This is a genomic window from Nesterenkonia lutea (assembly GCF_014873955.1).
GTDB classification, from domain to species: Bacteria; Actinomycetota; Actinomycetes; order Actinomycetales; family Micrococcaceae; genus Nesterenkonia; species Nesterenkonia lutea.
In genome coordinates, this window is sequence record NZ_JADBED010000001.1 from 25,028 (window position 1) to 50,256 (window position 25,229).

A 25,229-nucleotide genomic window follows, 5' to 3' on the forward strand; every position below is an offset into this window, starting at 1 on the left:
GGAGAAGTCCTCGCTGGAGAAGCCCTCGCGGCCGAGGGCCGCACCGGATCCTCGCACCGGATCCTCGCACCGGATCCTCGCGCCGGCGCGCCTCAGTTCTGCCCGCTGATCTCGCGCTGGATGCCCCGTGCCGCGATCTGGAGCATCTGCACCCAGGGAGCGGGGCGACGGGCGACGTCGTCGTCGTCGGTGACCACGCCCAGGGCCGCGACCACGGCGCGGCCGCGCTGCCGGACGGGCACCGCGATGCCGGTCACCTCGGGCTCGATGACCCCGGTCTGTGCGCAGTAGCCCTGCTGGCGGACCTGTTCGAGCCGGTCCTCCGCGATGGTCGGAGTCCCCCCGGGGACTTTCTCGTCGTGGTGGCTGCGGTAGAACATTCGAAACTCGGCCGAGGCATGGGCGAGCAGCACGATCCCTGTCGCGGAGACATGCAGCGGCAGTCGGCCGGCCACTCCGCCGTGGATCCGGGGGGCCTCGCGCGCGGAGAGCCGATCCACAAAGAGCACCTCGTGCCCCTCGATCACGCCGAGCTGGACATGCTGTCCCATCACCGCCTGCACATCCGAGAGGTGGGGCCTGGCTCGTACTGCCAGCCGCATCGTCGGAGCCGAGCGGTTGGTCATCTCCCAGAGGCGCGTGCCGATGATATATCCGCCCGGAAGGGACTCCAGCCAGCCCAGCTCGGCCATGTCTCGGCACAGCCGGTGCGCAGTGGCGGGCGGGAGCCCCGTGCGCCGGGAGATCTCGGCGGCGCTGAGCAGGCTCTCGGCCGCGGAGAAGGTGGAGAGCACCCGGTCGAGCCGGGTGAGCACCGAGTCGCCGGTGGAGGAGTTCGCCATGAGTCACATGCTAGCTTTCGCCCGCACAGGACCGTGGGGGCGCAGGGGGAGGGTCCCGAGTACGCTGGGCGGCATGGCGAATTCGTCCAGCGGTGACGCAGTGCTGGACCGCGCGATGCGGCTGCTGGCGGTGCTCGAGACCCGACCGAGTCTGCCCGCCGGCGAGCTGATCGCTGCCGCAGGCCTGCCGAGGACCACCGGATATCGGCTCGTCCGTCAGATGCGTGCGATGGGACTGCTCAGCAGCACGGCCTCGGGGGAGATGGTCCTGGGCCAGCGACTCTGGGAGATCGCGCAGAGCACCCCGATCAGCCGCACGCTGCGCGCCGCCGCGCTGCCCTTCATGCACGACGTCAACGCGGTGGTGCGCCAGACCACCCAGCTCGCTGTCCTCGACGGACAGGGGGTGCTGATCGTGGAGCGGCTCTCGCGCCATGGGGCGGTCGCCAACCCCGCCGAGGTGGCCACCACCATGCCGGCCGAGCTCACCTCCATGGGTCACGTGCTGCTCGCCCACTCGCCGGCGCATGTCGTGGAGAGCTGGTGGGCGCCGCGGCAGAAGCTGATCGCCCAGACGCGTCCGCAGCTGCGGCAGGAGCTGGCCGAGGCGCGGACCCGCGGGCACGCCCGGGTGGCCGGGGTGATCAACGCCGAGACGGCGGGAGTGTCGGTGCCGGTGCTGGACGCCGCAGGACATGCGGTGGCGGCGCTGACCGTGGTGGTGCCCCGGGACTCACCAGAGATCCCCCAGTTTCTGATGGCGCTGCAGACCGCCGGTCGCGGAATCAGCCGCGCCATCGAAGGGATGGACCATTGAATGGCAATGGTGTGGCGGTTCGGCCGCACCGACCGGCAGACTGAGTGAGAACCACGTCACACCTCGGCGCACCTGCGCTGCCGACCCCTTCAAGGAGCGAGAGTCTCATGGCTCACAAGAGCACGCATCCGGACGCAGCCGTGAACTCCCAGGCGGAGATCGACGCCGAGGTCTCAGGCATCCACAGCGCCTACCGGGCCCAGCGGGACGGCGGAGGCGAGGAGGAGACGAACGCCCGGCTCAACTTCCCGCCCTATCGCAGCTCCCTGCTGCGGCACCCCACCAAGTCGCTGCACCACGCGGATCCTGAGGGCATCGAGCTCTACAGCCCGGCCTTCGGCCACCGCGACGTCTCCCCGGTGGAGGCGGATCTGACCATCCAGCACAATGGCGAGCCCATCGGTGAGCGCATCATCGTGACCGGTCGCGTCGTCGACGGCGACGGCCGCCCGGTGGCGGGTCAGCTCGTGGAGATGTGGCAGGCCAATGCGGCGGGGCGCTACATGCACAAGCGCGATCAGCATCCTGCCCCGCTGGACCCCAACTTCACCGGGGTGGGACGCACCCTCACCGGCCCCGGCGGAGAATACAGCTTCACCACGATCAAACCGGCGCCCTACCCGTGGAAGAACCACCACAACGCCTGGCGCTCGGCGCACATCCACTTCTCGCTGTTCGGCACCGACTTCACTCAGCGGATCGTGACCCAGATGTACTTCCCCGGGGACCCGATTTTCGATCTGGACCCGATCTACCAGTCCATTACCGACCAGGCCGCTCGTGACCGCCTGGTCGCCACCTACGACCACTCCGTCTCCCAGCACGAGTGGAACACCGGCTACCGTTGGGACATCGTCCTCTCCGGCAGCAACCGGACATGGGCCGAAGAGGACGAGGAGCACTGATCATGAAGCTGACACCGACCCCCGCCCAGACCGTGGGCCCGTTCTTCGGGTACGCCCTGCCGTATGTCGGCGGCGCGGCCCTGGTCGACCGCACCCACCCCGGCGCGCTCCGCCTCCACGGCACCGTCTACGACGGCGACGGCGCGCCGATCCCTGATGCCATGATCGAACTCTGGCAGCCGGACCAGCAGGGGCGGGTCTCTCAGGAGCCCGGTTCGCTGCGCCGGGACGGCTACACCTTCACCGGTTGGGGCCGCGCGGCTGTGGACATGGTCGGGCACTACTCCTTCACCACGGTGGAGCCCGGGAGCATGGGAGAGGGACGCGCGCCGTACTTTCTGCTGACCGTCTTCGGGCGCGGGCTCATGGACCGGCTGTTCACCCGCGTCTATCTGCCTGAGTCCAGCGCGGCGCTCGAGCAGGACAGCCTGCTGGCCTCGGTGCCGGAGAGTCGCCGCAGCACGCTGCTGGCCACCCGGGAATCTGGCGGAGACCTGCGCTTCGACATCCACCTGCAGGGAGAGCTCGAAACGGTCTTCCTGGCCTACCCCAACACCCCGCAGGTCACCGGACCGGTGGACTGATCGACAGGAGCGTGCCCCCAGCCATGACCGGACCCTATGGACTCCTCAGCCCCGTGTGGGCGGCCACATCCACGGCCGAGCTGATGTCGGAGGACTCGGTGCTGCGGGCACTGGTCCGAGTGGAGGCGGCCTGGGCGCAGACCCTGGTCGAGGCGGGGGAGGCACCGGCCGAGAGCGCCGAGGCGATCCGCCGGATCAGCGTGGACCCGGCCCTCGCCGGTCTGCGCGCTCAGGACATCGCTGCGGAGGGCACCGGCGGGGGAAACCCGGTCATCCCGATGCTCGCCGCCGTGCGCGACGCGCTGCAGCAGTCCGGTGAATCCGATGCCGCGCTGCATCGGGGGGCCACCAGCCAGGACATCTTGGACACCGCTCTGATGCTGCTGATCCGTGAGGCCGTGCAGGGCATCACGGATGATCTCCGGCGGGCAGGAGCGGCGCTGAGCACCCTCAGCGAGGACCACAGCAGGACCCTGTGTGTGGCTCGTTCGCTGACCCAGCACGCGCTGCCCACCTGTTTCGGTCTGCGCAGCGCCGGATGGCTCGACGGCGTGACCCAGTCCATGGGCCGACTTGAGACCGCCGCGGCCACACTGCCGCTGCAGTGGGGCGGAGCCGTGGGCAACCAGGCCGCGCTGAGCGACTCCGTGGGCTTCGAGCAGGCGGAGCAGATGACCTCGGCCCTGGCGGCTCGGCTCGGGCTGGCGCCCATGCGGCGACCGTGGCACACCCAGCGCCAGACGATGCTCGACATCGCCGCCGCACTGGCCGCGGTGCTCGCCCAGCTGGGCAAGGCCGCCGGCGATGTGCTGATCCTGCAGCGTCCTGAGATCGCCGAGGTGCGCGAGCCCCGCACGGCCGGGCGCGGGGGCTCCTCGGCCATGCCGCAGAAGCAGAACCCGGTGCTCTCCACGCTGATCCGCTCCGCCGCACTCTCCGCGCCCGGCCAGCTGAGCACGCTGTACGTCGCTGCCGCCACTGCCGAGGATGAGCGTCCGGCCGGTGCCTGGCACGCCGAGTGGCCCAGCCTGGTGGAACTGGTCCGACTGGCCGGAGGAGCCGCCAGTCGAGCCGCCGAGCTCTTCGAAGGGTTCGAGGTCCGCCCAGAGTCCATGCGGGCGAACCTCGCCCTGAGCGGCGATGCCGTGGTCAGCGAACGTCTGCTGGCGCGGCTGAGCGACTCCTTTCCGGGAGGCAAGTCTGCCCTGCAGCAGCTGCTCAAGCGCAGCGCCGTCGAAGGGCTTCCGCTGCGAAGCCTGCTCGAGGACCAGCTGGACCCCGCGGTCATCGGTCCGGAAGACCTTGACCAGCTGTTGGACCCGAGAGAGTATCTCGGCCGCGCCCAGGAGTTCATCGGCACCGCCGTCGCCGACTTCCGCGCGGCGTCCAGCCCGGCGAAGAACGATTCAGCACCAGCCGCCTCGACACCAGCCGCCTCGACACCAGCCGCCTCGACACCAGCCGCCTCGACACCAGAAGGAGTCACCGAACATGCCTGAGCCCCGTTCTGTCCTCACGCTGACCCCGCAGCTGCTCACCGGCACCCCTGCGGAGCTCAGCGGCGGAGTGCGCCCGGTCCTGGTGCTGGGTCCCTCGCTGGGCACCAGCGTCGCTGTCCTCTGGGATTCCGCCCTGGAGCACCTGGAGGAGCGGTTCACCGTCATCGGCTGGGATCTCCCCGGCCATGCCGAGGCGGAGCCGTTCACTAAGACGTTCGAGATCGCCGATCTCGCCGACGCGCTGGAGACCCTCGTCGAAGACCTCGGGACAGCGCACGGACTTCCTGCAGAGACGCCGGTCTATGCCGCAGGAGTCTCCATCGCGGGCACCGTGAGTCTGACCCTGTCCCTGCGCGCCCAGACCCGCTTCACGCGACTGGTGGCGCTGTGCACCGCTGCGCGGATCGGAGACCCGCAGATGTGGGCGGAGCGGGCGGAGCTGGTCAGCAGCGCCGGGACCCCGACGATGGTGGAGGGTTCGGCGCAGCGCTGGTTCGCCCCGGGATTCATGGCCAGGCAGCCTGCTGTTGTCACCTCGCTGCTGCGCTCCCTGCAGCACACGGACCGGCATTCCTACGCCCAGGCCTGCCGCGCCCTCGGCCGCTACGACATCACCGCAGAGCTCGAGGCGATCGCCAGGCCGCTGCTGGTGATCAGCGGCGCAGAAGATCCGGTGTGCCCGCCCAGCGCCGTGCAGGACATCGCAGACACCGGGCTGGCGCAGACCGCCGTGCTCGACGGCGTGGCCCACCAGGCCCCGGCCGAAGCCCCCGAAGCCACCGCAGGCCTGCTCAAGGAGTTCCTCAATGACTGATTCGACCTACCAGAACGGCATGAAGGTCCGCCGTGAGGTGCTCTCCGACGCCCATGTGGACCGGGCAGAGGCCAAGAAGGACAGCTTCACCGCAGACTTCCAGGAGCTGATCACCAACTATGCGTGGGGCAGCATCTGGACCCGGCCCGGACTTGAGCGATCCACCCGCTCCGCGATCACGTTGACCGCGCTGATCGCCGGCGGCTATTGGGAAGAGCTGGAGATGCATGTCCGCGCCGCGCTGCGCAACGGACTGACCGAGGACGAGATCAAAGAGGTGTTCCTGCAGTCAGCGATCTACTGCTCGGTTCCGGCGGCGAACACCGCGTTCAGCATCGGGCGCCGTGTGCTGGAGGAAGAGCGAGCCGGGTCGTCCTGAGCCGCGCCGCGACTCAGCGTCGGGCCATGTACAGCGTGAACGCGCGCGCCAGCAGCGGGTTGACCGGGTAGTCCCATTCCCCGAGGGTCTGCACGACATCTGCGCCCATGGTGGTCTTGAAGCGGGTGAGTCCGGCCAGCGGGTACTCGGGGTCCAGCGACGGGCTGAGTCCACCGAGGTCATACCACTGGCAGCCTGCCTCGAGGGAGTCTTCGATCTGGCGCAGCTGCAGCGCCCGCGGAGCATAGCGCTTGCGCTCCTCGGCGGAGGAGGCGCCGTAGACGTACCAGGCGAATTCGCCCTGCCGCACGTAGATCGCCGCAGCGAGGAGCTGATCCTCGAAGTGGGCGAGGTAGAGCGTGCACTGGCTCAGCGGTGAGGCGTTGAGCTCCCGGTACATGCTGCGGAAGTAGGAGAGCGGCCGACCGGTGAACCCGTCCCGCTCGGCGGTCTCGGAGTACAGGCTCTGCCAGGCTGGGAAGTCTGACTCATCGCCCACGCTGATGGTCAGCTCGGAGCGGGTGGACTTCTTGGTCTGTCGGCGCGAGGACTGGTCCATCCGCGCCAGCACGTCATCGATCGGCAGCGACTGGCCCTGGTCGTCGGTGAGCGGGATGCGCGCCTGGAACTGCGGCTGCCCCGCCTCGAAGTCTGTGCTGGCCGCTGGAGGCTGGAACCCGAGCTCCTTGAGCTGACGCCGCCATGTCTCGGGCTGGGGCGAGCCCGCAGCCCCGGAGTCGAGGGGCTCGAGTTCGGAGATGCTGGTGTTCTCTCCCGCCGCCAGGGCGCGACGGACCTCTTTGGCCTCCCAGTGGCGCAGCACCCCCGGCAGGCCCATGCGGATCAGGAACGCCCCGGATGCCTTCAGGTGGTCGATCAGCGGGGGGAGCATCCGGTGCAGGTCCGCCGTCGGCGCGTCCATCACCGGGCCCTCCGCCATATAGGCGAGCCTCTTTCCGCCCAGCACGGGAACCATCGCGGGGACCGGGAGTCGGCGGAAGAGCACGAGCGCGGCGCCCAGCGGGGCAGCATCTGCCGGGCCGGAGGGATCGAAGAGTCCGAGGCTCTGCGCCTCCCACTCTCGCTTCACCGCTGACCAGCGGGGGTTCTGCAGGAAGGACGCCGTGGTCTGACCGGAAAGGAAGCGTGTGTGCTCCTCTGCGCTGATCGGGCGAACATCGTAGGCAGCGGCACCGGAATCTGTTTGCTCAATCACCACACCAGGGTACCGTCTGCGCCCTGGGCTGAGGGGTTTGCACTCACCAGGGGAGAGTGCTAAAAATTGGTTTAGCACTCTCGTGTCGAGACTGCTAGAGGAACCTGAGCAGGTGAGGCCATATAGATGTTCTCGGTGACGCGGGAACGGCCGTCCGTCGCGGGCACCTGGAATGGTTCGACCCAGCAGACGCGAACACGTCTGACAGTCACACACCACGGCTTGAGACAAGCCGAGTCCAGGAAGGACACGCGCCACTATGGCAAAGACTATTGCATTCGATGAAGAGGCCCGCCGCGGCCTCGAGCGCGGACTGAACGTCCTCGCCGATGCCGTCAAGGTCACCTTGGGTCCCCGCGGCCGCAACGTCGTGCTGGAGAAGTCCTGGGGTGCACCCACCATCACCAACGACGGCGTCTCGATCGCGAAAGAGATCGAGCTGGACGACCCCTACGAGAAGATCGGCGCCGAGCTGGTCAAAGAGGTCGCGAAGAAGACCGACGACGTCGCCGGCGATGGCACCACCACCGCCACCGTCCTCGCCCAGGCCCTGGTCAAAGAGGGTCTGCGCAACGTCGCAGCCGGCGCTGATCCGATGGCGCTCAAGCGCGGCATCGACAAGGCCGTGGAGGCCGTCACCGCCGAGCTGTTCAAGTCCGCCAAGGAGATCGAGACCACGGAGCAGATCGCTGCCACCGCCTCCATCTCTGCCGCCGATCCGCAGATCGGTGCCCTGATCGCTCAGGCGCTGGACAAGGTCGGCAAGGAAGGCGTCATCACGGTCGAGGAGTCGAACACCTTCGGCCTGGAGCTTGAGCTGACCGAAGGCATGCGCTTCGACAAGGGCTACCTCTCGGGCTACTTCGTCACCGACGCGGAGCGTCAGGAAGCGGTCCTGGAGGACCCCTACATCCTGATCGCCAACTCCAAGATCTCCTCGGTCAAGGATGTCATCGGCGTCCTCGAGCAGGTCATGCAGTCCGGCAAGCCGCTGCTGGTCATCGCCGAGGACCTCGAGGGCGAAGCCCTCGCGGCGCTGGTGGTCAACAAGCTCAAGGGAACCTTCAAGTCCGTCGCCGTGAAGGCTCCGGGCTTCGGTGACCGCCGCAAGGCCATGCTCGCGGACATCGCGATCCTCACTGGTGGCCAGGTCATCGCCGAGGAGGTCGGCCTGAAGCTGGAGAACACCACTCTGGAGCTTCTGGGCACCGCCCGCAAGGTCGTTGTGACCAAGGACGAGACCACCATCGTCGAAGGCGCGGGCGATGCCGACGAGATCGCCGGTCGCGTGGCGCAGATCAAGGCCGAGATCGAGAACTCTGACTCGGACTACGACCGCGAGAAACTGCAGGAGCGCCTGGCCAAGCTGGCCGGCGGCGTCGCAGTCATCAAGGCAGGTGCAGCCACCGAGGTCGAGCTCAAGGAGCGCAAGCACCGCATCGAAGATGCAGTGCGCAACGCCAAGGCCGCCGTGGATGAGGGAATCGTCGCCGGCGGCGGCGTGGCCCTGATCCAGGCCGGGGCGCGCGCATTCGCCTCGCTGGAGCTCTCCGGCGATGAGGCCACGGGCGCGAACATCGTGAAGTTCGCTGTGGAGGCACCGCTGAAGCAGATCGCCATCAACGCCGGCATGGAGGCCGGCGTCGTGGCCGAGAAGGTCCGCGGCCTGCCTGATGGCCACGGTCTCAACGCCGCCACCGGCGTGTACGAGAACCTCCTCGAGGCCGGAGTCAACGATCCGGTGAAGGTGACCCGCTCTGCACTGCAGAACGCGGCCTCCATCGCCTCGCTGTTCCTCACCACCGAGGCAGTCGTCGCCAACAAGCCGGAGAAGCACTCGGCCGGCGCCGGTGCCGAGGGCATGGATCCGATGGGCGGCATGGGCGGCATGATGTGATCCTCTGATCATCTCACTGCGAGCTCAGCTCCATTGAAGGCCCCGCAGCAGACTCGGTCTGCTGCGGGGCCTTCTGCTGTGCCCTGAACATCCGGGCGGCCCTGTCACATGCCTGGCACACGCCTGGAGCCGCCGTGGGCGTCGGGGCCGTGGCCCGGTCAGCGACCGAACATGGCCGTATTGGCGGACTCCGTCTCCTCGTACTGGGTGGAGGCCGCAGTCATCGCCTGACGCACGCTCGCCAAAGACTGCTCCACCTGGACCTGCGTGGAGCGCCACTGGGTCAGCACTTCCTGGAAGGCGGCGGAGGCCGTGCCCTTCCACGAATCCTGGAGCTGACGCAGCTGTGACTCCATCGAACTGACATCGGTCTGGATGCGACTCAGCGTGGCCTCCACGGTCTGGCTCTTGGCCAGCAGCTCTGCGGTGTCGATCTGCAGCATCGCCATGATGTTCTCCTTGTCCCCGGGCCTGCCCGGCGCCGGTCAGCGGTTCAGGCGGGACCTGCTGCCCAGCCCTGGGGCAAACCTATGCAGACCTGCACGGGCCCCTCACGGGACTGCTTCGGCTGTGGAGACGCGCAGGGGGAAGGCGGAGGCGCCGGTGGCTGAGGAAGACGCCGGGATGGGACGTCCGCACGGGCCTCAGTCGGCGGAGCGGCGGTCTCTGGCGGCGGCGCGGATCTGGTCCAGCTCGTCCTCGTCGATGTCGGTCTCAAGGTCGATGTCGGTCTCGTGATCGCTCTGGTCATCGAGGGCGACCATGGGCAGCCGCAGCGTCATCGTCGCGCCGCCGCCCTCGGTGGTGCTGTGCCGCACAGTGCCCTGGTGCTGGGCGGCGATGGCGGCGCAGATGGCCAGGCCCAGACCGGTCCCCCCGGTTTCACGCTGCCGAGAGTTGTCAGCGCGGTAGAAGCGCTCAAAGATCTTCGCGGCGTCCTCCTCTGCGATGCCGTCCCCGTGGTCCCGGACCTCCAGCACGGCATCAGCCGTGCCGTCGTCGCGGTGCTGGGTGCCCACCGCGATCTCCAGGGGGGTGCCCTCCGGGGTGTAGCGCAGCGCGTTGGTGACGAGATTGGTGACGATCTGTCGGATCCGCCCCTCGTCTCCCAGCGTCGGGGCAGGCTTCGGCGCGCCGCCGTCGAGCCCGGTGACCCGGGTCGTCCGGTCCGGCGCGTTGACTGCGAGGTCCATGATCGAGTCGTGTGCGATCAGATTCAGGTCCAGCGGCGCCAGCTGCATGGGGCGCTGCTCATCCAGGCGGGCCAGCGTGAGCATGTCCTCCACCAGCTGGCCCATGCGCTTGGCCTCGGACTCGATCCGGCCCATGGCCATCCCCACGGCTTCGGGGTTGTCGCTGACCCCGCCCTGCCGGTAGAGCTCGGAGAATCCACGGATGGTCACCAGCGGGGTGCGCAGCTCATGGGAGGCATCCTGGATGAAGCGCCGCATGTTCTCCTCCGAGGCGCTCTTGGACTGGAATGCGGCCTCGATGTGCTCCAGCATGACGTTCAGCGAGCGGGAGAGACGACCGATCTCGGTCTCCGGGGGTGCGGTGGTCTCCACGCGCTGGGAGAAGTCGCCGTCTGCGATGACCGCGGCGGTCTTCTCCACATGGAACAGCGATCGGAAAGCCCGGGTGACCAGGGCATAAGCGATGGTCGAGGCGCCGAGGGTTGCTATGAGACCGATGGTGGCGACCAGGAAGCTCGCGCGCTCCACGGAGGTCTCCACGGGTTCCAGCGGCAGGCCGACGGCGAGGGAGTCCTCCCCGTTCTCCAGCGGCATGACATGGACCCGCCAGCCGCGGGAGTCCGGCTCGGTGCCCGGCACGTCGAGGTGCTCGCCCTGCTGCCAGAGCTCAAGGACCTCCTCGAAGGTCATGTTCGGTATTTCGGGGATGTCCCCGCCGTAGCCGGCCGGGTGGGTCGAGTTCGCCTGCAGGAACTCACCCTCTCCATCCATCAGAATCCCATAGAAGCGGAAGATGGACTGGGTGTCGCCGAACTCGGGCGCACTGCGCCGGGTCAGGTACATCGAGACGTTGTTCGCGTTGGCGGTGATGTCCTCATCGAGGTTCCGCAGCAGCTCCTGGCGGAACAGCGAGGCAGAGACGAAGGTGGTCACGAAGAGGGTGAGCACCAGCAGCCCGGACATGATCAGCACCAGCTGGGTCCGCAGCGAGGCCTTTCGCCATGTCTGGGTCAGAGAGCGGATCGCGCGCATACGCAGACCTTACGTGCCACAGGGAAGCTCACGCGAGACGGCCGCCGCGGCGCCGCAGCGCCGCCTAGAGGCCCTGGGACCGCTGGCGGCGCTCCCAGGTCTGCAGGACGTAGCCCACGCCGCGCTTGGTCTGGATCATCGGCGCGCCCTCAGAGCCCGACTCGATCTTGCGCCGCAGGTAGGAGATGTAGGACTCCACGATGGAGGCGTCCCCGTTGAAGTTGTACTCCCAGACGTGGTCCAGGATCTGCTGCTTGGAGAGGACCCGGTTGGGATTCATCATCAGGTAGCGCAGGAGCTTGAACTCGGTGGGGGAGAGCTCCACCATCTCGCCGCCGCGGCGGACCTCGTGGGCGTCGTCGTCGAGCTCCAGATTGTCCACCACGATCACCGCGTCCTCATCCTCGAACGGCGCGGTTCGGCGCAGCACGGCGCGGATCCGGGCCACGACCTCATCCAGGGAGAACGGCTTGGTCACATAGTCGTCCCCGCCGACGGTCAGCCCGGTGATCTTGTCATCGGTGTCATCCCGAGCGGTGAGGAACAGCACGGGGAAGTGCTTGCCGGCCGCACGCAGTCGGCGGGTGACGGTGAAGCCGTCCATATCGGGCAGCATCACATCCAGCACGGCCAGGTCAGGCTGGAAGGTCTCGGCGGTCTCCAGCGCTTCGCGGCCGTTCCCCGCTGCGGCGACCTCGAAACCTGCGAAACGCAGCGAGGTGGCGAGCAGCTCGCGGATATTGGGCTCGTCATCGACGACGAGCAGCTTGGCTTCAGGAGTCTTGTCAGTCACTCTGCCAGTTTCCTCCTCTAGCCTGGAAGGTTGCTGTACGAACCCTGTTTGTTCAGTGGTGTTGCTCGGGACTCAGACGATGTCCTCCGCGTCCAGGATCGAATAGCCGTATCCCTGCTCGGAGAGGAACCGCTGCCGACGCGCGGCATACTCCATGTCCACCGTGTCGCGGGTGACCACCGAATAGAAGTGCGCACGCTTCGGGTCCTCGCCCTCTGCGGACTCCCCGGGTCGCAGCAGCCGTCCCAGCCGCTGTGCCTCCTCCTGGCGCGAGCCGAAGGTCCCCGAGACCTGGATCGCCACCGAGGCCTGGGGCAGATCGATGGAGAAGTTCGCGATCTTCGAGACGACGAGGACCTTCAGGTCCCCCGCGCGGAAGGCATCGAACTGCTTCTGCCGAGCCGCGACGGAGGCGGATCCGGTGAGCACCGGGGCTCCCAGCTGTTCACCCAGGCGCTCGAGCTGCTCCACGAACTGTCCGATCACCAGGACCTGCTCGCCCAGATGCCGATGTCTGGCCACGAGCCGGGCCACGACCGCATCCTTGACCTCCGCCCCGGCGGCGATCCGGTGGCGCTCCTTGTCCGGGGCGGCGGCGTAGTCCATGCGCAGCCCGCGCGGAAGATCGGTGCGGACCTCGATGCAGCTGGCCGGAGCGATCCAGCCCTGAGCCTCCATCTGTTTCCAAGGGGTGTCGTAGCGCTTGGGTCCGATCAGCGAGAACACCTCACGCTCACGCCCGTCCTCGCGGATCAGGGTGGCGGTCAGACCCAGCCGGCGGCGGGCCTGCAGATCTGCGGTCATCCGGAAGATCGGGGCGGGAAGCAGATGGACCTCGTCATAGATGATCAGTCCCCAGTCATGCCCGTTGAGCAGCTCCATATGGGTGAAGAGCTCGTTCTTGCGCGATGCCAGCACCTGGTAGGTGGCGATCGTGACCGGACGGACCTCCTTCCGGGCCCCGGAGTACTCACCGATCTCCTCCTCGGTCAGCGAGGTGCGCTTGATCAGCTCCGCCTTCCACTGCCGCGCCGAGACCGTGGAGTTCACCAGGATCAGCGTGATGGTCCCGGAGGTGGCCATGGCGGCGGCCCCGACGAGCGTCTTGCCCGCACCACAGGGCAGCACGACCACCCCGGATCCGGCCTGCCAGAAGTTGTCCACCGCCTCCTGCTGATACCCGCGCAGCTGCCAGCCATCCTGGCGCAGCGCGATGGGATGGGCGGTGCCGTCCACGAACCCGGCCAGATCCTCCGCCGGCCAGCCGAGTCGCAGCAGCTGCTGCTTCAGCTCGCCGCGGGCCTGTCCGTGCACGGCGATGGTCGACTCATCGATCTCTGGTCCCAGCAGCGAGGCGAGCGTCTTGGCATGGAGCACCTCGCTGAGGATCCCGGGCTCCTGGCTGCGCAGAACCAGGCCGTGCACCGGATCCTTCTCCAGCCGCAGCCTTCCGTAGCGGCTCATCGTCTCGGCGATGTCCACCAGCAGGGCATGCGGAACGGGGAAGCGTGAGTGGTTGAGCAGCGTGTCCACCACGTACTCGGCGTCGAATCCGGCCGCTCGCGCGTTCCACAGACCCAGCGGCGTGATCCGGTAGGTGTGGATGTGCTCCGGAGCGCGCTCGAGATCTGCGAAGGCGGCGACGGCGCGGCGGGCGGCATCGGCCTCAGGATGATCGACCTCCAGCAGCACGGTCTTGTCCGACTGGACTATCAGCGGTCCCTCACTCATGTCTCTCCTCCATGCTGCCGGATGCTGTTCTGTTCTCTTCCGCGCCGCTCGCCTGCGCCGCGTTGTCGTTCACGGCGGTGTCCTCCACTGCGGCGATCCGGTGCAGCATGACGACGGCCTCGCCCTCATCCTCCCGCACGCGAATGCGGACTCTGCCGGCGTTCATCCCCGTGGGGACGCCGGTGAGGTGATGGGTGCTGCCCTGCGGAGAGACCCGGGTCAGGGTCACTGTGCGCCGGGCTGCCAGCGCTGAGCGCAGCGTGCCGATCACATCGCCTGCGACCGCCGAGTTCGACGACGACGGCGCGGCCCGTCCCGCGCGCAGCAGACTGGCCGCGGCGGTTCGGACCGCAGCGGCGTCGGGATCGATCGGGTGCGGGCTGGTGATCCGAGAGTGTTCCCAGGGCGAGCTTTCCAGCGTCCAGGCGGTGCTGTGCTGCGCGGAGGAGTCGGCCGACGGGGATGCGGAGCCTGGGGCGTCGGTCTCCTCGAGTTTCGGCGCGCGGGAGCTGTTGAACCCGGCTGCGGTCAGCGCCTGCTCGAGCGCAGCGGGGCTGGCCTCGGCGACGAGCACCTCCTCAGCAAGCACGCGCAGCCCGAGTCCGCTCAGCTCGGGATGGCTCATCAGCGCCTGGCGCTGGTCCGCGTCGGTGACCCGCAGCCAGGCTCCGGCGGCACCGACCTGGACCCCGCGCCAGGTGCGGGAGGCATCGGTGATCTGTGTCCTCAACGAGGAGGGAAGGGGGGTCAGGCTGTGTTCCTGGAGCCAGGAGAGCATCCCGGAGGCCGTCCACCCGCGAGCGAGCCCGCGGTGCAGGGAGTCGGCGCTGAAGCGGAAGGTGGGCACGGCGCCGTGGCCCTCCCGCTGGGCGAAGTCCCCCAGCGCGGCCGTGCTCGACGCGGAGAGCGAGCCGGTCGCGACGGCGGTGAGGTCCGACTGCACCAGGATGGTGTCCACCTGGGCCGGGAGTGCGCCCGCCAGCTGTGCGGCGAGATCCGCCAGGCCGCGGTGCCACCTGGCGCCGCCAGTTTCGGCGGCGTCTCTCGCCTCGGAGCGGAGCAGGGACTCTCCGGCCGCGCTGAGTGCTCCGACCGCGAAGAGGCCCAGCCGTTCCGCCTCACGGACCAGCCAGGGGAGCAGGTGCGACACGCGGGCGCTCAACAGCGGACGCTGCCACCGGAGTCTTTCGACCAGGACCCCGCGCAGCGCGTCGGGGCCGGGGAGATCATCCTCCGGCAGCTCCAGGGTGTAGAGCAGGGGCCGGCGATCCCCCTGCGCCGCTGCGGCGAGGTCGGCTGCCGTCTCGAGCAGGACCCGGCGCAGCTGTGCCGCGTCCCCGCGCTGGCGGTCCAGTGCCAGGGTCGGAGCGATGCGGGTGGTCGGGTGGGGTCCGCGCAGCAGCATCGGCGCTCGCGGGGCGATCAGCCATCCCGAGACCAGCAGCTGGTGCTGATGCGCTCGGGCGGCGTCACCCCATTGTTCAGCCAGCCGACTGGGCGCCCAGGCCTGGCTGTCATCGAGTTCAATCAGCCCGCACGCGGCGGTGAGCTCCAGCAGCCATCCGATCTCCCCGACGCTGGCATCGGAGCCGACCGATCCACCGAGTCCCGGTTCGGCGGCCCTGCCTCGTCGTGTCCCGGGCGTCGGACCCCAGCGGGCGGACCGGGTCGCGAGCCGGCGCAGCTCACGCATGCCGACCCCGCCGGTGCGCAGCGTGGCCGCGGGCATGTGTGCGAGCAGGCCGAGCAGCTCTGCGACATCGTCCAGCAGATCAGAGACCACGGAGAGTGACGCGTTCTCCACCCTGGCTGCGGAGACCCCGGGGGCCTCGGCCGCCGTGTGCAGGTCTCTGGCTGGTGCGGCCAGCTGAGGATACTGCGCCTCCAGCGAGTCAATGATGTGCGGCAGCCGCGCCGGCACCGACAGCTGATCCGCGTTCGGCGCGGAGGCGGACTCCGCGGCGGGCGACGCGTCGAAGATGAGTCCGGCAGACTCCAGTGCGCCGCTGGCCTCGAGCTGCCCCTCCGGAGCCGGAGCGCCGGTGGCTGCTGAGCGCGCCAGCGCTCGGAGCAGGTTCAGCTCGTCGGCATCGAGCCGCTGCAGGTGCTGGCGCAGACTCGTCTCAGAGCTCATCCGGATCGCCAGGACGGTCAGGTCGCCGGGGGTCTGATGCAGCAGGTCGGGACGGGCCTGCAGCAGCAGCGCCAGCTGTTCCTCGTCCCAGCCTTCCAGGCGGTCGAGCAGCGTCTCCAGGTTCAGCAGCGCCACTTCAGCCGAGGCCGACGCCGCGTCGGCGGCGGTGGCCTGCCGAGAACAGCAGGTAGACCGTCATCAGCCCGAAGCCGAGGGGAAGGCCCCAGAGGCCGGCGGCGTAGATCGCGGGATGGGGGTCGGTCTGCAGGAAATACATCACCAGGATCATCAGCAGCGAGACGCCGGACAGTGCGGCGACGACGACCCCTGACCAGAGCAGGACCCGTCCCGGACGTGAGCCGGCGTGCCGCGTCTCCCCGTGGAGTGCGGTGCTGGTCGAAGTGGACATGAGGCGATTCTAGCGCGCGGGTTCTGGCTCGGGCGTCGTCGGCGGTACTCTGGAGGCCTTGATCATCTGTACCCGTCTCCAACGATTCATGAGGTAAGAGCACCGTGCCAACCGGGAAAGTGAAGTGGTTCGACGCCGAGAAGGGCTTCGGCTTCCTGACGTCAGATGACGGTCAGGAAGTGTTCCTGCACTCTTCTGCCCTGCCAGCGGGGGTCCCGAGCGTCAAGGCTGGCACGCGCATGGAGTATGGCATCGCCGATGGTCGCCGCGGCAAGCAGGCGCTGTCCGTGCGCATCCTGGAGGAGGCCCCTTCGGTGGCGCGCGCCGTCCGCAAGCCCGCAGACGAGATGGCCGAACTCGTCCAGGACCTGGTGAACGTGCTCGAGAACTCCACCGGTCAGCTGCGCAACGGGCACTACCCGCCGACGGCTCAGTCCAAGAAGATCGCCGCGATGCTGCGTCGCGTGGCCGACGAGTTTGATGCCTGAACATGACTGAACAGACGAGCATCGAAGAGTCCGGCGCAGAGCAGACCGTCTCCGCAGCAGCATCATCGAGCCCGGAACACTCCGGCACAGGCACAGGCACAGGCACAGCGCCGCGTCCGCGTCGGGCGGCGAAGCCCAAGGCCGACCCGGTGCTGGCCGAGTCCGTCGAGCTGGCCCGTGAAGCCCTTGTCGAGATCGCCGCGCAGGCGCAGATCGGCATGCACCTGGGCGTCCGCGCGGAGGGAGACCGGCTGCTCACCCACCGCTTTGCGGCGGACAAGCCCGGCTACCGCGGCTGGGAGTGGTTCGTGACCGTGGCTCGTGCACCGCGCGCCAAGAAGGTCACCGTCTGTGAGCTGGGCATCCTCCCAGGGCAGGACGCGCTGATCGCACCGGAGTGGGTGCCCTGGCTCGAGCGCATGAATGATGAGGAGAAGGAGGCCCACCGGGCCGAGCAGGCGGAGTCCGCCGAAGACTGAGCGTCACTCGCGTGCTCAGGGCGGTGACGCCCCTCTCCTGGGGGCCGGTGCCTGCTCAGCGCGGCGCCGCTGCGTTCAGCGCTCCAGCACGTGGTCGATGCAGTTCAGCAGCCGGGTGACGTCCTCGGGCTCGATGGCCGTGAAGGTGGCGATGCGCAGCTGATTGCGGCCCAGCTTCCGGTACGGCTCCACATCGACGATCCCATTGGCCCGCAGCGTCTTGGCCAGATCTGCGGCATCGACGCTCTCGGCAAAGTCCACTGTGGTGATGACGTTCGAGCGCTCGGCAGGATCAGCGACGAAGGGCTGGGCAAGCTCGTGGGCCTCGGCCCAGGCGTAGACCCGTCCGGCCGAGTCCGCAGTGCGTGCGGCGGCGAAGTCCATTCCGCCGTTGGCATTGAGCCAGCGAACCTGTTCGTTGAGCGTGACCAGGGTCGCCAGGGCCGGGGTGTTGTAGGTCTGATTCTTCCGTGAGTTCTCGATCGCGGTGGTCAGCTGCAGGAAATCGGGCACCCAGCGCTGCGCGTCCAGACGTTCTGCACGCTCGATGGCGGCGGGGGACATCATCGCCAGCCACAGTCCTCCGTCCGAGGCGAAGTTCTTCTGCGGCCCGAAGTAGTAGGCATCGGTCTCGGTGACGTCGACCGCAAGCCCGCCCGCAGCCGAGGTTCCGTCGACCAGCACCAGCGCGCCGTCGTCGGCCCCCTGGACCCGCTTCACGGGCGCCGCAACGCCGGTGGAGGTCTCATTATGCGGCCACGCATAGGCGTCGACCCCCGCCTCCGGTCGCGGGGCGGGCAGCGTCCCCGCTTCTGAGCTGAGAATGCTCGAGGGGTCCAGGAAGGGAGCCTCATGGGTCGCCTTCGCGAACTTGGAGCCGAACTCGCCGAAGGAGAGGTGCTGGGCCTTCTGCTGGACCAGGCAGAACGAGGCGATGTCCCAGAACGCGGTGGAGCCGCCGACGCCGAGGATCAGCTCGTACCCCTCGGGAGCTCCGAAGAACTGGTGCAGACCCTCGCGCACCTCCGCGACCAGGTTCTTCACGGGCGCCTGGCGGTGGGAGGTCCCCAGCAGATGTCCGCCGGCGGCGGAGAGGGCATCCACCTGCGCGGCGCGGACCTTGGAGGGCCCGGCGCCGAAACGGCCGTCCTCCGGCAACATTTCACGGGGAATGGTGATGCGCTCAGCAGACATGGAGACTCCTATATAGGTGACGAGAGGCCGAGGCCTCTGGGGCGGGAGGCCGAGAACCCTCGATGTTCGGACGGGCATATGAACACGCACCATTGCCGGAGCGTTCCGGTGCCGATCTATGCTGTACAGCAGCTGCTTCCACCAGGACGAACAGCGCCGGGCTCAGGCTACCAAGGCACGGCGCAGGAGAGTGAGTCATACGTGACCGATCTGATCGACACCACCGAGATGTACCTGCGCACGATCCTTGATCTCGAGGAGGAGGGCATCGTTCCGCTGCGAGCACGCATCGCGGAGCGGCTCGAGCACTCGGGCCCGACGGTCTCGCAGACGGTGGCGCGCATGGAGCGCGACTCCCTGCTGGTGCTCACCGCCGACCGCAGGTTGGAGCTCACCGAATCTGGACGTGGACTTGCCGTGCAGGTCATGCGCAAGCATCGACTCGCAGAACGGCTGCTCTCTGATGTCATCGGCCTGGAATGGCAGTACATCCACGAAGAGGCGTGCCGCTGGGAACATGTGATGAGTGAGCGGGTGGAACGGCGGCTGATCGAGATACTGCAGTCTCCCGTGGAATCGCCCTACGGCAACCCGATCCCCGGACTTGAGCAGCTCGGCGTGGTGCTCCCGACCGATCAGCCCGCCCCCTCGAGGACCACGCTGCGTCAGGCGGCAGAGGCGGACCCCGCCGGGAGCACGAGGGCCCTCTGGACGGTGAAGCGGCTGGCAGAGTCCGTCCAGATGGAACCTGAGGTCCTCGAGCAGCTCCTCGAGGCAGGCCTGCGCCCCGGGGGCACCCTGCGACTGCGCGGGCTCAACGAAGCCCACGTCATGCTGGAGGTCGAGGACGGCACGCAGGCCCCGTTCGAAGTGGAGCTGCCCCTGGAGGTCGCCCAGCACATCTTCGTCGCGGCGGCCGAGACACGCTGACGACGTGCTGAGTGCCCGTTGAACGTCCGTCGAACGCCTTCTGGTTGCGTCGATGTCACGGCCGATGTCACGGCTGATGACACAGAAGATCACGAAGATCACAGAGATCACGGACCACCGTGACCTGGGCCACCGATCTTGACTGATACTCACAGATCCATCTGACCTGGGGTTTTCTGGGTAGGAGGCCGGTGACGAAGGCTCAACAGCATCGGCGCGGAACTCCCCGAGACGGGGCTGTCCACAACGACCGTGACCTGAGCGTGACATTTTTATCGATCTGTTATACCGTCGTACTCGTGCTCGCGACTGCAGTCCGATGTTGGAGCTCCTCGGGTCAGATCTTCTCCTGCCGCTGACCGGAGCCGTTCGTAAAACTACCGCTAGGCAGGGTGTGGGGCATCGCGGTCAATCTAGACCTGAAGAGGGTGAGCTTCCCGGCTCGCACTTCACGAAGGCGGCCCCGCAACTTACAGGGAGAGGTTTCCAAGAAGTGACTGAGAACATGACTTTCGTCTCGCGCCGTGACCGGCGACGCCAGGCCAAGCCTTCACTGGCTCACGCCGTGGCATCGAACGCCGGCACCGTGGGACGCAGCGCGGCGGTTGCCGTGGCCGCCTCCGGCCTGGTGATCTCCTCCGGAGTCGCCGCCAACGCAGCGCCGAATGTCGAGACCCCCGAGATCACCACGCTCGACGTGGCGGCCTCAGGGCTCAGCGTGGAGCGCGCCAGCAACACCTCCTCCGTGGCGGTGACCGCCTCCCGCGAAGTCGAGCTCAGCTTCGACCGCCCGGTGGTCACCTCGACTCCGGCGCCCGAGCCCGAGCCCGAACCGGTTGTGGAAGAGTCCGCCGCCGTCGTGCCGGCCTCCCCGCAGACCGAACCGGCAGCACCTGCCGAGCCGGCCCAGCAGGGGCAGGCTGAGACCGGTCAGGCCGACACCGGCCAGGCCGACGCTGCTCAGCAGGCCCAGGGCAACACCCAGGTCGCCTCCTCCGAGCCGGCACAGACTGAGGCCCCGGCCTCCAGCGGCGGCAACGGCTCAGTCGTGGGCGCCGCCTATGCAGGTCTGGGCAACCCCTACTCCTACGGCGGCTCCTCGACCAGCGGCTGGGACTGCTCCGGCTTCATCAACTGGGCCTACTCCCAGGCCGGCGTCTCCGTGCCGCGCAGCACCTACGCCATGATGAGCTCCATGCGCCAGGTCTCCTCACCCTCACCGGGCGACATCGTGATCCAGAACGGTGGCAGCCACGCGGCCATCTACGTGGGCAACGGCCAGCTCATCGGCGCGAACAACCCCCGCGTCGGCACCGTGCAGTACTCGCTGAACTCCCCGTACTGGTCCAACACCATGTACCTCAGCGCCAACTGACGCTTCAGCACTGAAGAAACCTCGGCCGCAGGGCGCGATCCCACCAGGGATCGCGCCCTGCGGCTTCTTCATGCCCGTACGCGGATGAATCGCCTCGCGCGCGTCATCTGTGGCGGGTGAGTGGGCTTCGCCGTCGTCCAGCGTCTATATTGAGCCTGTACAGGCAGAGCAGGACAGCTGTTGAACCCTGTGAGAACAGGGCCGATCAACGCCTTCAGGCGCAGCGGCCCGACGAGCAGGGGTGAACGCACGGGAGCCCCGATATGCGCACACTGGTGCTCAATGCAGGCTACGAGCCGCTGAGCGTGGTCACCTCGCGTCGTGCCGCTGTGCTGGTGATGCACGGCAAGGCCAGCGTTCTCGCGGAGGATCACATCCCGATCGCGACACCGTCTGCACTCGTGCCGCGTCCAGCGGTGATCCTGCTGCACCACTATGTCCGCGTGGCCCGCCGGGCGCCTGCGGCGCCCTCCCGGCGAAGCATCCTGCGCCGTGACGGACGCCTGTGCACCTATTGCTCCCGTCCCGCATCCACGGTCGACCACGTCATCCCGCGAGCCCGCGGGGGAGACTCGAGCTGGGAGAACCTCGTGGCCTGCTGCGGCGCATGCAACGCCCGCAAGGGCAGCAAGACCCTCGATGAGCTGGGCTGGACGCTCGCGATCACCCCGCATGCTCCGCCGCACCACGTCTGGATGCCGGTGGAGCTCGACGCCCCGCGCGAGGTCTGGATGCCCTTTCTCAGTCATGCCCGTGCCTGCTGAGACCCGGCTGCAGGCAGTCCTGCTCGCTGGAGGCACCGGCCGGAGGCTCGGCGGACTCGACAAGGCCCTGCTGACACGAGGTGGCCGCACACAGCTGAGCCGCTGGCTGGATGAGCTCCAGCGCCGCCACATCCCTGCCGCCGTGGTCGGGCCCGGACATCTCCGCTCGGGCATGCCCGAGGAGATCGATCTCGTCCAGGAGGCACCGCCGTTCTCCGGGCCCGCCGCGGGGATCGTCGCTGGTGTCAGCGCCCTGCAGCAGCGCCAGGCGGGGACGGAGACGACCTCGACGCTGCTGCTGGCAGTGGACCTGGCTCTGCCTGGGCCGCTGCTCGACTGGCTGCTCGCCGAAGTCCACGCGGGGGCCAGTCCTGCGGCGGTGCTGCCGCAGGACGAGTCCGGGCGGCATCAGCACCTGTGCGCAGTCGTGCCCACTGCGTGGCTGAACCAGCGCGTGAACCTGCTCCGTCCGGGGCAGGCCGAGCAGCGTCCGGTCCGCTGGCTGATGGAGGGCCTCCAGGAGACGGTGACTGTGGCGCACCCGCTCCTGCCGGCGGAGCTCAGCGCGGACATCGACACCGTCGAGGATGCCCACAGGTGGGGGATCCAGCTTCCCTGAGCGGCATCTTCCCGGCGCGCGCCGCCCCGGTGGGGCCGAGGCGGCGGGCTGTGAGATTCTGGAGACAGCACTGACGAGAAGCCGCGTCGGTGATGCAGCTGAGATGACGCATGGGCTCAAGAGACAGAGCCGCTGTGTCGATGGAGGAAGTGGAAAGGGCAGGGGAGCTGAGATGACTGAGGATGCCGCGATGACACAGGACGCCGATGACACCCGCGAGGCCATTGAGCGGTGGGTCGGAGAGCTCGCCCACCACCTTGAGATCGACGGTGTCGACGTCGACATCGACGCGATCCTTGCGCTCGCCGGGCAGGCGGCCCACACCGTGGTCCGCCCGGCGGCCCCGGTCACGACCCATCTCATCGGCTACGTCGCCGGGCTGGCAGAGGCCACCGGACAGGCCGACTTCGCCACGGCCTCACGAGCCGCGTCTCGAGTCGCCTCCGAGCTCTTGGATCGCCGCTCCGGGGCCGTGGGCTGAGCCGCACGTCCCCATGGAGACACCGTCGATGATGGCCCTGGAGCAGGCGCGCAGAGAGATCTCCGCGCTCTCTGCCCTGGCTACCGCGGTCCTGCCCGTCGAAGAGGCCCTGGGACACGTGCTCGCCGCACCGATCCTTGCACAGCAGGACATTCCGCACGTCGCGACCTCAGCGATGGACGGATGGGCGCTGGCCGCCCCGCCAGAGTCTGGTCCGGGCGTGCCGAGCTGGGAGCTGCGTGCAGAGACGGCACACAGTCCGGTCCGCCAGGCCGCCCCGCTGGGCGCGGGTGAGGCCGCCGAGGTGGTCACCGGCTCCCCGGTTCCGGACGGCACGGTCTCGGTGCTGCGCACCGAGCACGGCATCATCTCTGGTCGGACTCTCACTCCGGCACGGACCAGCGGTGATCTCGCCGAGGGGCGCAATGTCAGGGCCGCCGGCACCGAATGCCCCGCCGGCACCCAGCTGCTGCCCTCCGGCGCCGTGCTGACCCCCGCCCGGGCCGCTGTCGCCGCCGTCGCCGGACACGACCGGCTCGAGGTGGTCCGCAGGCCCCGAGTCGTGCTGATCCTGACCGGCGAGGAGGTCATCACCACGGGGATCCCCCGCGGAGGCCAGGTGCGCGATGTCTTCGGCATCGCTCTCCCGGGGATGGTGACCGAGATGGGAGCCGGCACGGTCGAATCACTGCGCCTGGGGGATGACCCAGAGATGCTTTCCCGGGAGCTGCGGCGGATCACCGAAGCCGGAGAGGCCGACCTGGTCATCACCAGCGGCGGCACCGCCCACTCCCGCGCCGACTCCCTGCGTCCGGCTCTGCATGCCCTGGGTGCCGAGATCCTCGTCGACTCGGTGGACATGCGTCCGGGCCACCCGGCGCTGTTCGCGCGGCTCTCAGGCGCTGCCGGAACCGTGCACCTTCTCGGTCTGCCGGGGAACCCGCTCGCCGGGTTCGCCGCGCTCGCCGCGCTGGGCGCCCCGCTCTTCGACGCGCTCGGCGGTGTTCCCGCCGACCAGCGCTCCCGTGCGCTGAGTCTCACGGCCGGCGCTCCGCTGCAGGGTGCCGCCCGGGGGGTCCGCCTGGTTCCTGTGCGCAGCGGTCCCTCGGGTGCTGTTCCCGCGGGCCACAGCAGTCCCCATATGATGCGGGGACTGGCCGATTCCGACGCTCTGGCCATCGTTCCCCAGGACGGCGTGGTCCAGGGTGAACAGGTGCAGTGTCTCGAGATTCCGGGACAACGGCGAGGAGGACACCGATGGGACGAGTGACCCAGCGCAGACGCGTGACGACGATCCGTGCCGATGGCAGCATCACCGACGGTGCGACGGGCTCCGTGCCGCGCACCGCCAGCAGGCTGGACCAGATCGCGGTGGAGGAGCCGCTGGAGCTGCGCCTGGGCGGCGAGTCATTCACGGTCACCATGCGCACCCCGGGACATGATTTCGAGCTCGCCGCAGGCTTCCTGGTTGCGGAAGGGATCATCGGCTCCCGAGAGGACCTCCGCGGCCTGCGCTACTGCGCCGGAACCGACGAGCGGGGCAACCAGACATACAACGTGATCGACGCCGAGCTGGACGCCCCGGTGCCCGAGACCGTGCGGCTGCGCTCCCGCAATGTGCTCACCAGCTCCGCCTGTGGAATCTGCGGCACCACGTCCATCGATGCGGTGGAGAAGACCTTAGCGCGGCGACCGGCCGCGCAGCTGCGGCTCAAGGTCGAGACTCTGCTGGACCTGCCAGACCTCATGCGCACCGAGCAGCAGATCTTCCGCAAGACCGGAGGAGTCCACGCCGCGGCGCTCTTCACCGCGTCTGGAGCGCTGCTGTGCCTGCGCGAGGACGTCGGCCGGCACAATGCCGTGGACAAGGTGGTCGGTTGGGCGCTGACCCAGGACAGGCTCCCGCTGAGCGGAACCGTCCTGCAGGTCTCCGGCAGGGCGTCCTTCGAGCTCGTGCAGAAGGCGGCCCTGGCGGGGATCGAGATGCTCGCGGCGGTCGGGGCGCCGTCGTCGTTGGCAGTCGACCTCGCTGAGCGCTCCGGGGTCAGCCTCGCGGGATTCTCTCGGGGCGGATCGATCAACCTCTATGCCCACCCTGAACGCGTGGACACGGGGGAGGCCGGACGAGACGCCCAAGCCGCACGCGGCAGGCATCAAGGGCACGAATCGGCGGCCTCATGAGACCGAGAATGACGCTTCCCGGACATCGGTAGTGACCCCAGCCGATTATTAGCGTAGGCTGACGGAGTACTACAAGGGCGTCCACACTTATGTGGTCGCACAGTAGACACCGCATTCGACCGGCCAGGTTGGTTGCGGAACATGCATCGTGAGATCGATGCGTAGCAAGAGCAAGTATATTAAGGAAACATCATGGCCACTGGCACAGTTAAATGGTTCAACGCTGAAAAGGGCTACGGCTTCATCGCCCCCGAAGACGGCTCAGACGATGTCTTCGTGCACTTCAGCGCGATCACCACTTCCGGCTTCCGTTCCCTCGAGGAGAACCAGAAGGTTGAGTTCGAGACTGCCCGCGGCCCCAAGGGTCTGCAGGCTGAGAACGTCAACCCGCTCTGAGCTTCACTGAGTTCGCTGAGGATGGCTGCATAGCCGTCTGAAGCTGAGCACCTCGGGTTCGATGAACAGAACCTCTG

At 68.4% G+C, this 25,229-nt stretch carries 26 protein-coding genes; 17 read left to right on the top strand and 9 right to left on the bottom strand.

All coding sequences use genetic code 11. The features are described from left to right. Positions 1-92 precede the first annotated feature (92 nt). Positions 93-842 (bottom strand): IclR family transcriptional regulator, encoded by a 750-nt coding sequence (locus tag H4W27_RS00125; protein ID WP_192594133.1) that lies wholly within the window; start codon positions 840-842, stop codon positions 93-95. Between the two features lie 73 nt (positions 843-915). Between H4W27_RS00125 and H4W27_RS00130 the strand changes: the two genes are divergently transcribed. The 6 genes from H4W27_RS00130 (at position 916) to pcaC (ending at position 5,840) form a co-directional block, all read left to right on the top strand. After that, positions 916-1,659: an IclR family transcriptional regulator gene (locus tag H4W27_RS00130; protein WP_192594134.1), complete on the top strand. Its 744-nt coding sequence runs from the start codon at positions 916-918 to the stop codon at positions 1,657-1,659. A 107-nt stretch (positions 1,660-1,766) separates the two neighbouring features. Next, complete coding sequence (pcaH, locus tag H4W27_RS00135) at positions 1,767-2,564, top strand: protocatechuate 3,4-dioxygenase subunit beta (protein ID WP_192594135.1); 798 nt, start codon at positions 1,767-1,769, stop codon at positions 2,562-2,564. A gap of 2 nt (positions 2,565-2,566) precedes the next feature. Then, on the top strand, positions 2,567-3,148 hold the full coding sequence (gene pcaG, locus H4W27_RS00140; RefSeq protein WP_192594136.1) for a protocatechuate 3,4-dioxygenase subunit alpha: 582 nt from the start codon (positions 2,567-2,569) through the stop codon (positions 3,146-3,148). 23 nt (positions 3,149-3,171) lie between these two features. Beyond that, the gene (locus H4W27_RS00145) at positions 3,172-4,647 is read left to right on the top strand and encodes a lyase family protein (protein ID WP_192594137.1); all 1,476 of its coding nucleotides are present in this window, start codon (positions 3,172-3,174) and stop codon (positions 4,645-4,647) included. Then, the gene (locus H4W27_RS00150) at positions 4,640-5,461 is read left to right on the top strand and encodes an alpha/beta fold hydrolase (RefSeq protein ID WP_192594138.1); all 822 of its coding nucleotides are present in this window, start codon (positions 4,640-4,642) and stop codon (positions 5,459-5,461) included. The genes H4W27_RS00145 and H4W27_RS00150 overlap by 8 nt, the downstream gene beginning before the upstream one ends. Further along, positions 5,454-5,840 (top strand): 4-carboxymuconolactone decarboxylase, encoded by a 387-nt coding sequence (gene pcaC, locus H4W27_RS00155; RefSeq protein ID WP_192594139.1) that lies wholly within the window; start codon positions 5,454-5,456, stop codon positions 5,838-5,840. The genes H4W27_RS00150 and pcaC overlap by 8 nt, the downstream gene beginning before the upstream one ends. Before the next feature lie 13 nt (positions 5,841-5,853). Here pcaC and H4W27_RS00160 read toward each other — a convergent pair whose 3' ends face one another. After that, on the bottom strand, positions 5,854-7,056 hold the full coding sequence (locus tag H4W27_RS00160; protein WP_318782041.1) for a lipid II:glycine glycyltransferase FemX: 1,203 nt from the start codon (positions 7,054-7,056) through the stop codon (positions 5,854-5,856). 259 nt (positions 7,057-7,315) lie between these two features. Here H4W27_RS00160 and groL point away from each other — a divergent pair, with 259 nt between their 5' ends. Beyond that, complete coding sequence (gene groL / locus H4W27_RS00165) at positions 7,316-8,953, top strand: chaperonin GroEL (RefSeq protein WP_192594141.1); 1,638 nt, start codon at positions 7,316-7,318, stop codon at positions 8,951-8,953. 158 nt (positions 8,954-9,111) lie between these two features. Here groL and H4W27_RS00170 read toward each other — a convergent pair whose 3' ends face one another. The 6 genes from H4W27_RS00170 to H4W27_RS00195 form a co-directional block, all read right to left on the bottom strand. Beyond that, on the bottom strand, positions 9,112-9,402 hold the full coding sequence (locus H4W27_RS00170; protein WP_192594142.1) for a WXG100 family type VII secretion target: 291 nt from the start codon (positions 9,400-9,402) through the stop codon (positions 9,112-9,114). 195 nt (positions 9,403-9,597) lie between these two features. Next, positions 9,598-11,178, bottom strand: coding sequence for a sensor histidine kinase (locus H4W27_RS00175; protein ID WP_192594143.1), 1,581 nt, complete (start codon positions 11,176-11,178; stop codon positions 9,598-9,600). A 64-nt stretch (positions 11,179-11,242) separates the two neighbouring features. Then, positions 11,243-11,971 (bottom strand): response regulator transcription factor, encoded by a 729-nt coding sequence (locus H4W27_RS00180; RefSeq protein ID WP_036473118.1) that lies wholly within the window; start codon positions 11,969-11,971, stop codon positions 11,243-11,245. A 72-nt stretch (positions 11,972-12,043) separates the two neighbouring features. Then, complete coding sequence (locus H4W27_RS00185; RefSeq protein WP_192594144.1) at positions 12,044-13,702, bottom strand: DNA repair helicase XPB; 1,659 nt, start codon at positions 13,700-13,702, stop codon at positions 12,044-12,046. Beyond that, the gene (locus H4W27_RS00190) at positions 13,695-15,971 is read right to left on the bottom strand and encodes a helicase-associated domain-containing protein (RefSeq protein ID WP_192594145.1); all 2,277 of its coding nucleotides are present in this window, start codon (positions 15,969-15,971) and stop codon (positions 13,695-13,697) included. Before H4W27_RS00190 ends, H4W27_RS00185 begins: the two co-directional genes overlap by 8 nt. A gap of 1 nt (position 15,972) precedes the next feature. Then, entirely contained in the window at positions 15,973-16,245 is a 273-nt protein-coding gene (locus tag H4W27_RS00195; protein WP_192594146.1) for a cell division protein CrgA, read from the bottom strand. Positions 16,246-16,349: 104 nt separating this feature from the next. Between H4W27_RS00195 and H4W27_RS00200 the strand changes: the two genes are divergently transcribed. Together H4W27_RS00200 and H4W27_RS00205 are read left to right on the top strand one after the other, a co-directional pair. After that, positions 16,350-16,733, top strand: coding sequence for a cold-shock protein (locus tag H4W27_RS00200; protein ID WP_192594147.1), 384 nt, complete (start codon positions 16,350-16,352; stop codon positions 16,731-16,733). 2 nt (positions 16,734-16,735) lie between these two features. Continuing rightward, the gene (locus H4W27_RS00205) at positions 16,736-17,212 is read left to right on the top strand and encodes a DUF3027 domain-containing protein (RefSeq protein WP_192594148.1); all 477 of its coding nucleotides are present in this window, start codon (positions 16,736-16,738) and stop codon (positions 17,210-17,212) included. A 75-nt stretch (positions 17,213-17,287) separates the two neighbouring features. On the opposite strand, the gene serC is transcribed toward H4W27_RS00205, so the two are convergent. After that, positions 17,288-18,406, bottom strand: coding sequence for a phosphoserine transaminase (serC, locus tag H4W27_RS00210; protein WP_192594149.1), 1,119 nt, complete (start codon positions 18,404-18,406; stop codon positions 17,288-17,290). 201 nt (positions 18,407-18,607) lie between these two features. On the opposite strand from serC, the gene H4W27_RS00215 reads away from it, so the two are divergent. The 8 genes from H4W27_RS00215 to H4W27_RS00250 all read left to right on the top strand — a co-directional run bounded on the left by H4W27_RS00215 (position 18,608) and on the right by H4W27_RS00250 (position 25,152). After that, on the top strand, positions 18,608-19,336 hold the full coding sequence (locus H4W27_RS00215) for a metal-dependent transcriptional regulator (protein WP_192594150.1): 729 nt from the start codon (positions 18,608-18,610) through the stop codon (positions 19,334-19,336). A 505-nt stretch (positions 19,337-19,841) separates the two neighbouring features. Further along, positions 19,842-20,711 carry a C40 family peptidase gene (locus H4W27_RS00220; protein WP_192594151.1) on the top strand — a complete coding sequence of 290 codons (870 nt, stop codon included), beginning with the start codon at positions 19,842-19,844 and terminating at the stop codon, positions 20,709-20,711. A gap of 263 nt (positions 20,712-20,974) precedes the next feature. Beyond that, a complete protein-coding gene (locus H4W27_RS00225; protein WP_192594152.1) occupies positions 20,975-21,475 on the top strand; it encodes an HNH endonuclease in 501 nt (166 codons plus the stop codon). Beyond that, positions 21,465-22,094, top strand: coding sequence for a molybdenum cofactor guanylyltransferase (mobA, locus tag H4W27_RS00230; protein ID WP_192594153.1), 630 nt, complete (start codon positions 21,465-21,467; stop codon positions 22,092-22,094). Before H4W27_RS00225 ends, mobA begins: the two co-directional genes overlap by 11 nt. Positions 22,095-22,266: 172 nt before the next feature. Beyond that, positions 22,267-22,575 carry a DUF6457 domain-containing protein gene (locus H4W27_RS00235; protein ID WP_225938953.1) on the top strand — a complete coding sequence of 103 codons (309 nt, stop codon included), beginning with the start codon at positions 22,267-22,269 and terminating at the stop codon, positions 22,573-22,575. Positions 22,576-22,603: 28 nt separating this feature from the next. Next, on the top strand, positions 22,604-23,845 hold the full coding sequence (locus H4W27_RS00240) for a molybdopterin molybdotransferase MoeA (RefSeq protein ID WP_192594154.1): 1,242 nt from the start codon (positions 22,604-22,606) through the stop codon (positions 23,843-23,845). Further along, positions 23,833-24,756, top strand: coding sequence for a formate dehydrogenase accessory sulfurtransferase FdhD (gene fdhD / locus H4W27_RS00245; RefSeq protein WP_192594155.1), 924 nt, complete (start codon positions 23,833-23,835; stop codon positions 24,754-24,756). The genes H4W27_RS00240 and fdhD overlap by 13 nt, the downstream gene beginning before the upstream one ends. 192 nt (positions 24,757-24,948) lie before the next feature. After that, complete coding sequence (locus tag H4W27_RS00250; RefSeq protein ID WP_036473143.1) at positions 24,949-25,152, top strand: cold-shock protein; 204 nt, start codon at positions 24,949-24,951, stop codon at positions 25,150-25,152. Positions 25,153-25,229 lie beyond the last annotated feature (77 nt).